Origin of the sequence: Flammeovirga sp. OC4, assembly GCF_000812565.1 — a bacterium.
In the GTDB taxonomy this organism is placed as follows: domain Bacteria; phylum Bacteroidota; class Bacteroidia; order Cytophagales; family Flammeovirgaceae; genus Flammeovirga.
This window is the reverse complement of the sequence record NZ_JTAM01000013.1, coordinates 74,157-88,320: the sequence shown is the minus strand read 5'-3', so window position 1 is coordinate 88,320 and position 14,164 is coordinate 74,157. Positions and strand designations below refer to the sequence as shown.

Genomic DNA, 14,164 nt, shown 5'->3' with positions numbered 1-14,164 from the left:
TTTGTTTTCGTATTTCTAAAGAAAAAAGAAGGCCAAATAATTAGGTGTATTTGGCCTTTCTGTAAACTTATAAAAGTTTTTTAATAATATCTACTATTGTAATCCCTTCTGCTTCTGCTTTGAAGTTCCTTACTACTCTGTGCCTTAGTACACTTACTGCCACAGCTTTTATGTCTTCAATATCTGGAGAATATTTACCGGATAAAATAGCATGACACTTTGCTGCAATTACCAAGTACTGTGATGCCCTTGGTCCTGCTCCCCAATCCACAAACTTATTAGTATAATCATCTGCTAACTCTGAATTAGGACGTGTTTTATGCACCAGTTTCACTGCGTATTCCACTACATTATCTGCAATTGGTACTCTACGAATCAAATGCTGGAAGTATAAAATTTCTTCTGCTCCCATGACTCTTTCTACCACTTTCTTTTCATCATTGGTTGTCGTTTTCACAACATTTACCTCATCTGCGTATGACGGATAATCCAAAATGATATTGAACATGAAACGGTCTAATTGTGCTTCTGGCAATGGATATGTACCTTCTTGCTCAATAGGGTTTTGTGTTGCTAATACAAAGAAAGGTTTCTCTAATTGAAACTCTTGATTGGCAATTGTCACCTTATATTCCTGCATCGCTTCCAAAAGCGCCGATTGTGTTTTTGGAGGAGTACGGTTGATCTCATCCGCTAGAATAATATTAGAGAAAATAGGACCTTTTACGAATTTAAATTTACGATCCTGATCCATTGTTTCCGCTCCTAAAATATCTGACGGCATCAAATCGGGAGTGAATTGAATCCTGCTGAAATCCAAATCTAAGGCTTGAGCAACTGTATTAATCAAAAGGGTTTTGGCTAGACCTGGCACACCTTGTAAGAGTGCATGTCCTTGACTAAAAATAGCCGTCAATACAAAATGTACGGTATCTTCCTGTCCAATGACAACCTTTCCAATTTCCTCTTTTAATTGATTATATTTTTTATGTAATGCATCTGCTGCTTCTTTATCAGATCCAAAAGTGATTTTTGACGTCATGTTTTAATTGTTATTCTAGCGACTTAATTGCTTGCTAAAAGCAAAGTAAAAAATCAATGAAGTATTCACTTATCAATTCATCCTATATTTTAGGACAATTGAAATTAGTTTTTTTTGAGGAATAAATCAAGAACGAATTTAGAAGTATAACAACAAAAATATTATGTATTCTAAAGAAAAGAGCATTCATTCAAAAATGTAAGGAACTAAAAAGATTCCATGAAAAGCCTCCTCTCCTTCTATCAAAGATATAGATCCTGTCCCTTTTTCTTTAAACTCATCCTCAACTTCAAAGTTTTAAAAGTAAAACTCACAAAAAAGAGGTATAATAATTATCATCATTATACCTCTCGTTATAAGATTCAATATCTTGTTTTATATCCCTTCTAGAAGATTACATCCTTCATATTCTGGATCGATCTCAATGAAGACATCATTTTTGGCTGTCTTGATCCATTTTTCAAGGATCTCATTCTTCTGACTATTCAAAGTAGCCTGCTGTAACTTTTGATAATCATCTTTTAAGTTCGCGTAATGCGGAGGCTTATAATCAGAATAGTAAATAATTCTCACCGCATCTTGACCATCTTCCGTACGGTACTTTAATGGTTTAGAAGTATTACCCACTTTCATTGTATCAATAGCAAAGAATACTACAGGATCTAACTCGTCTGTTGCCATATAAGAACTACCTGTTACGTTATTCTTGAAATAACCTGCATTGGCACGTGTAGGTTGATCATCAGAATAAAGGTTTACTGCCTTTTCAAAACCTAATGTATCTGTTTCAGCAATTAAGGTACGGATACTGTCCAAAAAGACCACCGCATCTTTGACGTCTTGGTAATTTGACTTTGGTCTAATCAAAATATGTCTTGCTCTGAAACGACCACCTCTTCTCTCCAACAACTGAATTAAGTGATAACCGAAATCAGACTCTACAGGATCTGCTATTTCATTTGGTTCTACAGTTAAAGCAATTTCTTCAAATTCTGGTACTAATTCACCTCTACCGTGCCATCCAAGGTCACCACCCTTTCTTGCTGAACCATAATCTTGAGAATATTGCTTTGCTAAAACACCAAAATCCTCACCGTCTTGAATTCTTTTCTTAATGTCCAACAATTGTTGTCTTGCCTTTTCTTTCTCTGATTCTGATACTTGAGGCTCTCTTACAATCTGACCTACTTTCACTTCTGCAGATAGGAATGGAATACTATCTTTAGGAATAGACTCAAAATATTTTTTCACTTGCTTTGGCGTAATCGTAACACCAGAAATGATTTGCTGTTGCATCGTCTGCACAGTCATTTGTTCTTTTACTTGATCTCTCAAATCATCTCTCAAGTCGTTTACAGAACTACCTAATGTCTTTTCTAATTTTTCTTGAGAACCAGCTTGAAGAATAAAATACTGCATACGTCTTTCTAATTCGTCCGCCACTCTTGCATCATCCACTTCAATGGAGTCAATTTGAGCTTTTGCATACATGATTTTATTCACGATCAACCCCTTTAGGATATCACATTTTGCTGCTTTTTTATCTTGAGGATATTGTCCATTAGCAAGCATTTGTTGATAGCCCGCTTCAACTTCAGACAATAAAATGATGTTATTATCTACTTTGGCTATGATTTTATCGACCGGTACAGCATCGTCTTGTGCGAATAGAGATGATGCAAAAAGGAATAAAATTCCTATTAAGGTGTAAGTACGTTGATTCATATTGACTCTATACTTCTATTTAAAGTATTTTCTGTTTAGCGTTTATTCTTCTGAGACAAAAATCTCATATTCATTATTTTTTGTAGCTTCATCATACAATTGACTTTCCAACTCACTACGAAGCTTCAATTTTCTTTTTCCTAAGATCACATTCTTCACTTGTTTTGATACAAACTGTAAAGGAGGTGTTTGATCCACGATCTTATAATCATCAATTTTATAGATATAAGTATTGGATTCATCACTTGCTTCCCACAATTTATCTCTTTTCAGCAAATTGGTCACCTCAGACTGGGAGTTCATAAATGGAGTACCGAAGAGAAGTTCATCCAAATCTAACCACACCGAATCTTCCAAATGTACAAAATCTGCATAAGCAAAAGCAGAAGATCTTAATTTTTCTTTATCTTTCACTTTTTTACTTTTCACCCAATCCTTCACTTTCTTCAATTCAGGAGCTGAATTAGGATACCTCAAAAAAGAACCTCTTACAATGTTTGTTTTCAAAATAAAGTCCTCCGAATTTTGAAGGTAATAAGACTTCACTTGTTCATCAGTGACTATCGTATCAAGATGAGAAGTAATATATTCTCTCTCATATTCGTGCATGATCAGTTGGAACTTATATTCCTCCAATCTCCTATCCAAATCCAATTTCTCCACATTCACCTGAGAAGCTGCCCTTTCCAAAGTAATCACTTTTCGGACCCAAGTATTAATATATCTATCTCTGATATTGATGGAATCTTTACGAGACATTCTATCTGTAAATAAATTCTTCAATTCAGTATCATATAACACTTTATCATTCACTCTAGCCAAAGGGATTCTAGAATTTTGAATATTCTCTTCCTCTATTACTTTTGAAAATGTTTTTTTGACTTGATCACAAGAAGCTGTCATCAAAAGCAAGCCCATCAAGCTAAATATGTAGAAGTTTTTCTTAATCATAGTGGCAAATTTAATTAATTAGAATTGCCGTGCATTATTCGTGACACACAATACGTCCTTTTTGATGAAAAAAAAGTATTAAAATTCTTTAAAATTATGCTCTTTCACCAATTCTAAATACACTAGAACACAAGTTAAGCTCAAAAAAATCTCCTATATTTGGGCTTTAATAGATAAAAGACTTGACTTAATTAGTTTCAAGTTTTTAGATAAAGTAAGAATTTTAATATGAACACATCTCAGCTGAAAGAGTTAAAAACTCGTGTCAATGCACTAGATGGATACCTTGATATATCTTCAAAAAAGAAAGAAATAGAAAGCAAAGAAGCTGAAACTACCGCCCCTGGCTTTTGGGATGACCCTAAAAAAGCTGAAGTTTTGCTAAAAGAAATCAAAGGATTGAAATCTTGGGTCGATAAGTTTGATGAAATCAGTTCATTATTGGAAGATCTTGAAACCTTGTTTGAGTTTTTTGAAGCTGGTGATGTTGATGAGGAAGAGTTGAATGCTGAAGGAAAGAAAACCGAAGAGGCTATTGAGGCTTTGGAATTACAAAAGATGTTGAGTAATGAAGAAGACAGTCTCAGTGCCATGATGGAAATCAACTCGGGTGCAGGCGGTACTGAATCCAATGATTGGGTAGAAATGCTTTTCAGAATGTATAAAATGTGGGGGGAGTCTCACGGTTATAAAGTAAAAGTAGTCAACACCAACGAAGGGGATGTTGTTGGTTTCAAACAAGCTACACTCGAATTCGAAGGCGATTTCGCTTACGGTTATCTACAATCTGAAATTGGAGTTCATAGAATGGTTCGTTTGAGTCCATTTGACTCAAGTGGAAAAAGACACACCACTTTTGGATCTGTTTTCGTTTACCCAGTGGTAGATGATTCTATTGAAATTGAAGTAAACCCAGCTGATATTACATGGGAAACCTTCCGATCAGGTGGTGCTGGCGGTCAAAATGTAAACAAAGTAGAAACTGCAGTTCGTTTACGTCACACCTCAGGAATTATAGTCGAATGTCAACAAGAGCGTTCTCAGTTACAAAACAAGGAGAAAGCAATTAAAATGTTGAAATCAAGATTGTATCAACAGGAAGTAGAGAAGAGAAATGCTGAGAAAGCTAAAGTGGAAAACTCTAAGAAAAGAGTTGACTTTGGGTCTCAGATCCGAAACTACACCATGCATCCTTATAAGCTCGTAAAAGATATTAGAACAGGAGTTGAAAAAACTGATGTTCAAAAAGTATTGGACGGTGATTTGGATGATTTCATCAAAGCATTTTTGATGCAGAATTAAAATACAATTTTATTAGAACATAAATGGAGGCTGTTTTTATTAAAAGACAGCCTCTTTTTTAGAAATTCATTCCTTCGAATATTTCCAAAAACGTCTATTTTAGGAGAGTTTTTATTATTCAAAAATTACAAAATATACCAATTCACCCCTTATCATATACAAGAATGTACATTTATTACATATCTAAAAAGTTGAACTATATAAAGATATTTTATAAAAATTATCATTGTTTTAATTTTTAAATGTTACTTTTTTTGTCTTTTATTTACATAACTCAGATCATTGTTCACGAAGTACTTTAAAAACTAAAACAGTAACTGTTTCCTAACTAATTTAATTTTTTTATTAAAATCAATTATGAATTCTAAATTAAAAACTTCGTTTTTTACTGGAGTAATCATCACTCTTCTCGTCTCTCTTTTTTCAATTTCTAATGCAGAAGTTGAAAAAAAAATCAAATGCTAACTATGATGATGGATTGTATTGTAAATCATTTGACAGCAATGGAAATAAACATATTTGTTGGGTTTACAGTTGTTCCAAATTACGTGAGTAAGTTCAATAATACATGGTATTTTCTTAAATGATATGTCAACTTATGAGAGAAGCTGTCTCATTAAAGAACTTGACATATCTATGGTCTGGTCTTTATTTGAATACGCTTTCAAATAATAATCATGTATTAAAAGAGGCTGTCTCTACAATTAAGGGACAGCCTCAGCAAAACAACCACTCCATTTTCTTACTGATTTTCAAGTTTTTAAAATTAAGATTAATCAAAAAAGTTACAATATATAGATAATGAGAAGATTTTTAATATTAAACTAGTTCGTTCTCTTACTCTTCTCAAAAACTTAAATATACTTGAAGGGAAATACTTTAAATCTATATTTCGAGTATAAAAAGTAAAACTAAATCCCATTTAAGAGAAGAGATTTTAATTATGAATTTCAAAATATAAATACCTTCTTTCTAGTTTAACTTTATACTTACTATTTCTTTTTATTAAAAACATGTAAGAAAAAATATAAATTTCAACACACTAACTAATATGGCTAAAACAATATTAATCTTTGCATTACTGTTTGTTGTAAGATTCTCACAAGCACAGCAATATTATAGAGTTACTTATGAATTCTCTTCAGCAAATGAACTATACCAAGGATTAGAGCAAGAGTATTCACTAGAATTTTCTAATAAAAGTTCTATTTGCATCTACAAAAGTGAATACTTTGAAAATAAAACAGGAAAATGGGAGGTAGAAATACCTGAAAAATACACTTTTAATACCGTGGATGAAGGAATCTTTAAAAATTATTCTGTTTTAGAAACCGACACTACAGTTTTAGAAAAAAAAGTACCAATCTACAAATGGGAAATCACAGAGGAAACTCAAACAATTGCTGGCTATAAAGCATACAAAGCAATCGCAAAAGCACCTGAAGATACAAATGCTTTTTTATACCCAAATGGTATGGATGGTTTTATAGAGTATGTTTATGCTTGGTATACACCTGATCTTCCTTATCAATATGGCCCTACCGAATTTGTTGGTCTTCCCGGTGTTGTTTTAAAAGTGGAATTCTCCAACATAGAAGAATCGTTAGAAGCCATCACCGTCACTAAAATAAAAGAACCAACTGTACAACTTCCTAAATATCCTATAAAGATTACTATGGATGCTATTTATTCTGGGAAATGGTATAAAAAAGGTTGGAGAAAGAAACAAAAACAACTTCAATATCCTCAACTTTCACAAAGTAAATAAAAGGGAAATGTTTAATTTTTTACAATTAAAGCTCATTTTTATGAGCTTTTTTTTACTAACTCTTCACTCCTACGCACAAAAAATAGAGCTTAAAACAATAGATCATGCTACAAAACAATCTATTCCTAGTATTACTTTCGAGATGAAAGTTTATCACACACAAGATTCCTTAAATTACTTTGTAAAAACAGATGAAAATGGTACGACTGTAATAGACATATCAGTGTACTTACCTTGTGATTCTATTCAATTACATGTAAATAGTCATTTTTATAAATGTTTGCCCCAAACCATCAACCCAAATACTCTAAAACAGCAAAAAACACTACTTTTTGTATTGAGTGAAAAGGTTAAAAAATTAGAGGAAGTCAATATTTCTGCTCAAAAATCTCCCATTAAATACGGTAAAGATTCTATTACTATCAATACCGACTATTATAAAGAGGAAACGGATGAACATTTAGAAAATACTCTTTCAAGAGTAGGCGACCTCAGTATTGATAAGAACGGAGAAATAACTGTTAAGAATCAGAAAGTTCAAAAGATTTTAATCAACGGACAAGAGGTAAGTGATTATGGCAGTGCTTTAATTACAAGGTCTATTAACCCTAATGATGTCGATAAAATTCAAATCCGGCTTGATGAGAAAAATACTGCGATGAAAAACAGTATTGTGGACGATGAAAAACTAGTAATAATTGATATTTCATTGAAAAAAAATGTGGATTTGGGGTTGTTTGGTAAAGTTGGCTTTGAAACAGGTAAAATTGAAAATGAAATCCCGATTGGTGGATTAGTCAATTTGTTTTCAGTACCGAATAAAGGTTATGCAATCCAAGTTTTTTCAGAACGAAATAATTTTGGAGAACAGGCTATCTCACTTGAACAAATAAAGAATATTGGTCAGGAAGCTCAAAATAAAATGTTTTCAACTCCTATACAATTTGACGATTTGATCGGTAGAGAAACCTTTAATGAAGATTTCTATGGCCTAAATAATATCTTTTACCGCAGAGAAAATACTATTGGTGGTTTCGCTTTTAAAAAGAAAATATCCAAAAATAGCTCACTATTTATTGGTTCTTTTTCTGAATTAAAAAACAACAAAGATCAATTTATCAGTGAACAATATATTCTTCAAGAAGGAACTGTCAATTCACTTACCCAAAAAGAACAAAAAGAACTCTTCACCTCTATCAATAAGATTGAATACCGTTTCAATCAAAAAAAGCAAAAATTGAAAATTGACATGAACCTTGAGTATGATCAAGGAAGAAATGATCATCAATACCAACAGTTGTATGAGCAAAACCAATTTGACTATAATTACTTGAAAGAAAAAAACAAAATAGGACTTTACGGGAACCTTTTATATGAAAAACTTTTTCCAAAAAAGATAGGACTGCAAGTGAAAATCCATCAATCTTTTGTGAAAAATGAACTAAAAATTTCAAACAAAAATAATGATACTTTTTTCCCTGATTATCTTCAAGATTTCACACAAAATGATCTTTCCGAAAATCCTTTTTTTGTTGCTCAAGTAGCCATTAATAAACGCTTTAAGAAAGGAAGTATTAAACTTGGTTATTTATTTTTCAATAAATCCAACACCACAAATCTAATTAGTTCTTCAGAGGATTTCTCCGGAGGGAATAAAGGTAATTTTCAAAAAAATACCTTTTTCATCAATTTCAACAAAAGATGGAATGGAATTAAATTGAAATTTGAGCCTGGATATAGTGTTGTGCAATATGATGATAAAACAATTCCTTTTTTTGAATACAATAGCAAAATCAATTTCAGATTACCTTTTAATATAGATTGTGATTTGGTCTCTAAACAGCAAGTCAGCAACTTTGAATTAACAACACTCACAAACGGTAAGCGATTAATTGCTTATAATCAAATATTAAACCCTCCTAATTTTGATCAATATCAACCTCAATTAGAATATAACTTTGAAGCTCACCTCTACCGTAACTTTTATAAAATAGGTTTGATTGTTTCGGCTGCCTCTGTATACGGTCTCATTTACAACAGTGATAATTTTTTCTCTGAAAATTTCCCAATCATTGAGGTACAAAAAAATCAAAATTCCAACTCATTGTTAATGTCAGTACTCAGTTTTGATAAAAATTTCACCAATCACCCTATTCAAATGAGTCTTGAACTTGGGAATATTCGAAATGGTCAATTAAATAAAACGATAGACGATGAGGAGTATCATAGTGACACCAATCGCTATCTTTCCATCTTCAAGATCAGTAGCACTTATAAAAAACGATGGTATAATTTTGAAAGCACAATTCACTACAACAAGACCTTATTCCAGAATGCAAATGATACAGATGAGATGAATAGTATCTCTATCAAAGGGAAAATAAATTCCTACATAGTTAAAAGAAGATTGGTAATTTCTCCAACTATACAATACTTAAGGCAAGACGGACTTCAAAATCTTAATTTTATGAATCTACATTGTAAAATTTTATATTCCTTGCCAAAATCAACTCCAATTTTTATTTTAAAATCAATAATATTTTAGATAACACTTCATTCCTCAAACAGGATATAACCCCTATTATTTACTCTTACTCTTACACATTACTTACTGAAAGAAATATTAGATTTGGTTTTCAATACAAATTCTAAGGCTTTTTTCTTTGTCTTAACTTACTTTTTTTTCAACTTTGCTTACCATTTAAACACATATAACCTACATAAACATGAATACAACTTCGGTTCAATTAGACTTCCTTAAAGAATTAGGAATTGGACAACGCAACCCTGCCTTTTCTACAGGTAGAAAATTTGCGAAACTAGATGAGAATCGTGAAACACGAAAAATCTACTCTCCTGCAGATGGTGAATTGATTGCTGAAGTAGAAATGGCTACGGAAGCGGACCTTGAAATCATTATTGAAGAGTCTCAAAAAGCCTTTGAGGTATGGAAGGTATTACCTGCTCCCAAAAGAGGTGAAATCGTCCGTCAAATTGGTGAGGCACTAAGAAAATATAAAGAACCTCTTGGTAAATTAGTTACTTACGAAATGGGTAAGATCTACCAAGAAGGACTAGGTGAAGTTCAAGAAATGATTGACATCTGTGATTTTGCTGTAGGGCAATCAAGACAATTGTATGGCCTTGAAATGAAATCCGAAAGACAAGATCATAGAATGTTTGAACAATGGCATCCACTTGGAATTGTCGGTATTATTTCTGCCTTCAATTTCCCTGTAGCGGTTTGGTCATGGAATGCAATGATTGCAGCTATTGCGGGTAATGTTTGTATCTGGAAACCTTCAGAAAAAACACCATTAACAGCCATTGCATGTCAATATATTCTTCAAGATGTATTGAATGAAAATGACCTCCCAGAAGGCTTATTCAGCTACATTATTGGTGATGCTGCAGTGGGTGCTAAAATGTCAAATGACCAACGTCTTCCATTAATCTCAGCGACTGGATCTACTCGTATGGGTAAAAAAGTGGGTGCTGCTGTAGGGGCACGTCTTGGTAAATCATTATTAGAACTTGGAGGAAATAATGCATTGATCATTACTGAAAATGCAGATATAGAAATGGCCATCAGAGCCACTGTATTTGGAGCCGTTGGAACATGTGGTCAAAGATGTACCTCCACACGTAGATTGATTGTACATTCAAGTGTATACGAAAAAGTGAAAGAGCGCCTGCTGAAAATCTATCCTTCACTATCTATTGGCAATCCTTTGGATGAAAGTAAGCTTGTTGGTCCTTTGATTGACAAAGACGCTGTAACTACATTTAAAGCTGCGATTGAGAAGGCGAAAGCTGAGGGTGGAAATTTATTAATCGGTGGAGATTCCTTTCATGCTGAAGGTCTTTCTGAAAATTACGTATATCCCGCTATTATTGAAGCTGAAAATCACTACGCTATTGTACAAGATGAAACATTCGCTCCAATTCTCTACCTTATAAAGTACAATGGAGAGGTAGAAAATGCTATTCAAATTCAGAATGATGTAAAACAAGGTTTATCCTCTGCTATTTTCACGAATCATCTTCTAGAATCGGAAGCATTTTTAAGTGCAGCAGGTTCAGACTGTGGGATAGCGAATATAAACATTGGCACTTCTGGAGCTGAAATTGGCGGTGCTTTTGGTGGCGAGAAAGAAACTGGCGGAGGAAGAGAATCCGGTTCAGATTCTTGGAAAGCTTACATGAGAAGGCAAACCAATACCGTCAACTATGGAAGAGTACTTCCTTTGGCTCAGGGTATTAAATTCGATATTTAATCATGTTGAAAGAGCTTTAAGATTCATTATTTTAAAGCTCTTTTTATAGTATTAATAATTAAAACTTACATCAAAAGAGCTTTTTTATTGATTATTTAATGGTCAAATTTCTTTGACATTGCACCTTCATTGGTTATATTGAATTAGAGATTATTCAACCAATATAAATATTTTTATAGTACTCTCTTTACATACAATAGTACATACCTATCTGTTTTTAACATTACTTTATGGCTCAAAACAAATACTTTTCTGTGATGTTGATTGACGACAATGAAATCGACAATCTCATAAATCAAAAAATGATTGAAGCTTCTAAAATAAGCGACAACATATTTATTCATTCAGGAGCAAAAAGTGCAATTGAGTTTCTTCGTAATATAGAAAAGCTTGGAGATATAGCAGATCAAGTTTTACCTGAGCTTATTTTTTTAGACATTGATATGCCTCTAATGGACGGTTTTCAATTTCTAGACCTGTTTGATCAATTGGATGAAAAAACGAAAGCAAAGTGCAACATCGTCATGTTGACTTCTTCTATCAACCCCCAAGACATCAGCAGATCACAAAACTATAGTTACGTTAAAAAATACGTCAACAAGCCGTTGACCCAGAAAAATTTATCACTACTTGAAATTTAAAACACAGCATATATATAAATGTGTTAGAGGCATTGTTAAACATGTATTGTAAGTCTTAAATTTAAGAACGGTGACTAGTTTACAAAGAGTTTATCTACTCTTAATTAGCTCACTTATATTCTCAGCACTCTAATCATTAATTAACAAAAAAAGGTATTGATTTTATTATCAATACCTTTTCTATTTGTAGCGGTCAGCTATTCATTTTCTCCACTTACATATCGAATAAATTGATCATCCATTCTAATTTGTCGAGTTGGAGCGAATATATAAGGTGACTTAATTTGCGTATATTTTGTAATGATATTTGAAACCTTTGACATTTTATCTCGCTTGGCTTCACTCATTCCAGTTTTAAGCATCTTCAAGAAAAGTGAAATAGAAGGGCAACTCTCTTTACCCATCAATCGAATTTGCCTTTGTATACTATTGGCTAACTGATTGAACAATTCAAAATCGCGAATACAAACGTATTGCAATGCCAAAAGACACTTCACCTCCAAGAAAGCATGAGGGTATTTTTTCAAACTAACTTCATTGAGAAGGTTATTAAGGAAACGAGCCGCTTCATCAAATTCTTTTGCATGGTAAGCAGACATTGCTCGGTAAACTACATAAGAAACATAGTTGGGTACGTCTTCTTTATCTGGTTCGTAATCTGCAAAAATATCTTTATTGGATTCAAACAGTTCTGTTTGTGTATCGGTCTGTAAAGCTCTTTGTAATTTTGTCTGAAGAAATTGAGAAGGGAATGTGTATAAATTACTGTGCATCAGTAATGGTACCACATCTTCATTTACAGAATCGAAGTATTTACTTGCTTTTCTAAATACACCATAGTGTGTATAGTACTCCAACTTCAAAAATTCAAAAACATTATGAAGGTGGAAGTAGATGGAATCCATTTGATATTGATCAAAAACCTGATCAATTTTTAAGAATATATCTTCAATGGGTTCTATATCTTCTGTATCTGAAAAACTTACTTTAGAATCATCTTCTATAAACAAACGGTGGAAGATATTCATACAGCTTTGATAAACAAAAGGTCGATGTGACTCATAGAGCTTACAAGTATTTTGCATCTCTTGATGTAACAGGTCTAAACCCATTTTATCAATTTCATCGCCTGTAAATGCATAAACACCAAACTTCTTAAAGTAATCTGCTAATATATCTTCAATCTTATCGACTGCTAACATATAAGCTACATGCTTATTGTAAAGTTGAGAATAGACAAAATAATCTGGAGAATTAATATGAAGCCTTTTTAAAGCTTTATAAACTACAGTCAATTCATTGGACAAATCGTAATCTAACAACTCTTTTTCCAACTTTTTGAGAGTAACAATTGAAATAGCTCTTTTCTTCGTAAAAACCATTTCATGAATATTGGCTACTTTTTTCAAAAGGTCCGCTCTAGGGCTTTCCATTTGTTGCAGCAAATATTCTTCAATTTTTTGATTTAGCCTTGATCTTAAAGTATAATAAGCATTAGTATTCACATCTAACTCAGACATCACCTGCTGATCAGATATCTTCTTTTCTCTCATAGAAGATAAAAGGTACGCCGATTTCTCAGCGTTGCTTTCCATAAGAGAATTTCTTATTGCTTCGTAGTCTTTTTCAGATAATTGCTTTATGATATGTTTTAACCTCGCCATAAATTAGATACTGAGAGCTTTATTATTGCATTGTAGAGACATGTCGAGAAAGTAAGTCTAATCAAGAAATTGAGGTTTAGTAGCAATAAAAATAGTAAACTTTTATCGAAATACTTAATTTTTCTATACTTCTCATATATAAATATAAGAATTGATTTTTAAAAACCGATGTATTATTTCATGGTGTTATTGGATATAAAAAGTAAAATCACATTTTTCAATTATTCTCTTTCCAAGTTCCAATCCAATTCTTTAAAATATCCAATCCAAATTCTGTTAGTATTGCTTCTGGGTGGAACTGAACGCCAAAAACTGGTAAGTTTTTGTGTGCAATTGCCATCACTTCTCCTTCTTTAGAAGATGCTACGACTTCTACTGTATTGGGAACATTCGACAAAATCAATGAATGATACCTCACTACAGAAAACTCTGATGGAATTTTTTGAAATAATACAGAAGTCTGTACATCAATTTGAGATATTTTGCCATGCATAGGTTTTAGTGCCTTCACTACTTTTCCTCCAAAATATTCCCCAATTGCTTGGTGCCCTAAACAAATTCCTAAAATAGGATGTGTTTTGTGGTAATAATCTATTACCTCTAACATATTACCCGCTTTATCTGGTGTTTCAGGTCCAGGAGATAATACGATAGCATCATATTTATAAACTACAATTTCTTCTAAAGGGGTTGTATTTCGTACTACTTCCACCTTTTGTCCTAATTGAGTAAAATAATCTACTAGATTATATGTAAATGAATCAAAGTTATCTAATAATAAAATCATGATGCTT

10 protein-coding genes are annotated in these 14,164 nt (G+C 32.6%); 5 read left to right on the top strand and 5 right to left on the bottom strand.

Translation table 11 applies throughout. The annotated features are described in order from the left end of the window. Window positions 1-67: 67 nt before the first annotated feature. The 3 genes from PL77_RS11570 to PL77_RS11560 all read right to left on the bottom strand — a co-directional run bounded on the left by PL77_RS11570 (window position 68) and on the right by PL77_RS11560 (window position 3,718). Window positions 68-1,042, bottom strand: coding sequence for a MoxR family ATPase (locus PL77_RS11570; protein ID WP_223241283.1), 975 nt, complete (start codon window positions 1,040-1,042; stop codon window positions 68-70). A 375-nt stretch (window positions 1,043-1,417) separates the two neighbouring features. Then, window positions 1,418-2,767 (bottom strand): peptidylprolyl isomerase, encoded by a 1,350-nt coding sequence (locus PL77_RS11565; protein ID WP_044205110.1) that lies wholly within the window; start codon window positions 2,765-2,767, stop codon window positions 1,418-1,420. A 42-nt stretch (window positions 2,768-2,809) separates the two neighbouring features. Beyond that, a complete protein-coding gene (locus PL77_RS11560; RefSeq protein WP_156152332.1) occupies window positions 2,810-3,718 on the bottom strand; it encodes a hypothetical protein in 909 nt (302 codons plus the stop codon). Window positions 3,719-3,946: 228 nt separating this feature from the next. Here PL77_RS11560 and prfB point away from each other — a divergent pair, with 228 nt between their 5' ends. From prfB to PL77_RS11530, 5 genes are all read left to right on the top strand, one after another. Then, entirely contained in the window at window positions 3,947-5,020 is a 1,074-nt protein-coding gene (gene prfB, locus PL77_RS11555; RefSeq protein ID WP_044205105.1) for a peptide chain release factor 2, read from the top strand. Window positions 5,021-6,071: 1,051 nt separating this feature from the next. Then, window positions 6,072-6,788, top strand: a complete 717-nt coding sequence (locus PL77_RS11545; RefSeq protein ID WP_044205101.1) for a GLPGLI family protein — start codon at window positions 6,072-6,074, stop codon at window positions 6,786-6,788. Window positions 6,789-6,828: 40 nt separating this feature from the next. Then, complete coding sequence (locus PL77_RS11540; RefSeq protein WP_156152331.1) at window positions 6,829-9,333, top strand: hypothetical protein; 2,505 nt, start codon at window positions 6,829-6,831, stop codon at window positions 9,331-9,333. Between the two features lie 181 nt (window positions 9,334-9,514). Then, complete coding sequence (locus tag PL77_RS11535) at window positions 9,515-11,065, top strand: aldehyde dehydrogenase family protein (protein ID WP_044205097.1); 1,551 nt, start codon at window positions 9,515-9,517, stop codon at window positions 11,063-11,065. Window positions 11,066-11,295: 230 nt separating this feature from the next. Continuing rightward, window positions 11,296-11,706, top strand: a complete 411-nt coding sequence (locus tag PL77_RS11530) for a response regulator (protein WP_044205094.1) — start codon at window positions 11,296-11,298, stop codon at window positions 11,704-11,706. 197 nt (window positions 11,707-11,903) lie between these two features. Here the strand turns inward: PL77_RS11530 and PL77_RS11525 are convergent, their stop codons facing one another. Both PL77_RS11525 and PL77_RS11520 read right to left on the bottom strand, forming a co-directional pair. Further along, entirely contained in the window at window positions 11,904-13,370 is a 1,467-nt protein-coding gene (locus PL77_RS11525) for a hypothetical protein (RefSeq protein WP_044205092.1), read from the bottom strand. A gap of 217 nt (window positions 13,371-13,587) precedes the next feature. Continuing rightward, complete coding sequence (locus tag PL77_RS11520) at window positions 13,588-14,157, bottom strand: aminodeoxychorismate/anthranilate synthase component II (RefSeq protein WP_044205089.1); 570 nt, start codon at window positions 14,155-14,157, stop codon at window positions 13,588-13,590. Between the last annotated feature and the right edge of the window lie 7 nt (window positions 14,158-14,164).

Bases quoted from the DNA above. Each gene is read 5' to 3' on its own strand.
- PL77_RS11545 (WP_044205101.1), top strand. From the start codon at position 6,072: ATGGCTAAAACAATATTAATCTTTGCATTACTGTTTGTTGTAAGATTC.
- PL77_RS11530 (WP_044205094.1), top strand. From the start codon at position 11,296: ATGGCTCAAAACAAATACTTTTCTGTGATGTTGATTGACGACAATGAA.
- PL77_RS11540 (WP_156152331.1), top strand. From the start codon at position 6,829: ATGAGCTTTTTTTTACTAACTCTTCACTCCTACGCACAAAAAATAGAG.
- PL77_RS11565 (WP_044205110.1), bottom strand. From the start codon at position 2,767: ATGAATCAACGTACTTACACCTTAATAGGAATTTTATTCCTTTTTGCA.
- PL77_RS11560 (WP_156152332.1), bottom strand. From the start codon at position 3,718: ATGATTAAGAAAAACTTCTACATATTTAGCTTGATGGGCTTGCTTTTG.
- PL77_RS11570 (WP_223241283.1), bottom strand. From the start codon at position 1,042: ATGACGTCAAAAATCACTTTTGGATCTGATAAAGAAGCAGCAGATGCA.
- prfB (WP_044205105.1), top strand. From the start codon at position 3,947: ATGAACACATCTCAGCTGAAAGAGTTAAAAACTCGTGTCAATGCACTA.
- PL77_RS11520 (WP_044205089.1), bottom strand. From the start codon at position 14,157: ATGATTTTATTATTAGATAACTTTGATTCATTTACATATAATCTAGTA.
- PL77_RS11535 (WP_044205097.1), top strand. From the start codon at position 9,515: ATGAATACAACTTCGGTTCAATTAGACTTCCTTAAAGAATTAGGAATT.
- PL77_RS11525 (WP_044205092.1), bottom strand. From the start codon at position 13,370: ATGGCGAGGTTAAAACATATCATAAAGCAATTATCTGAAAAAGACTAC.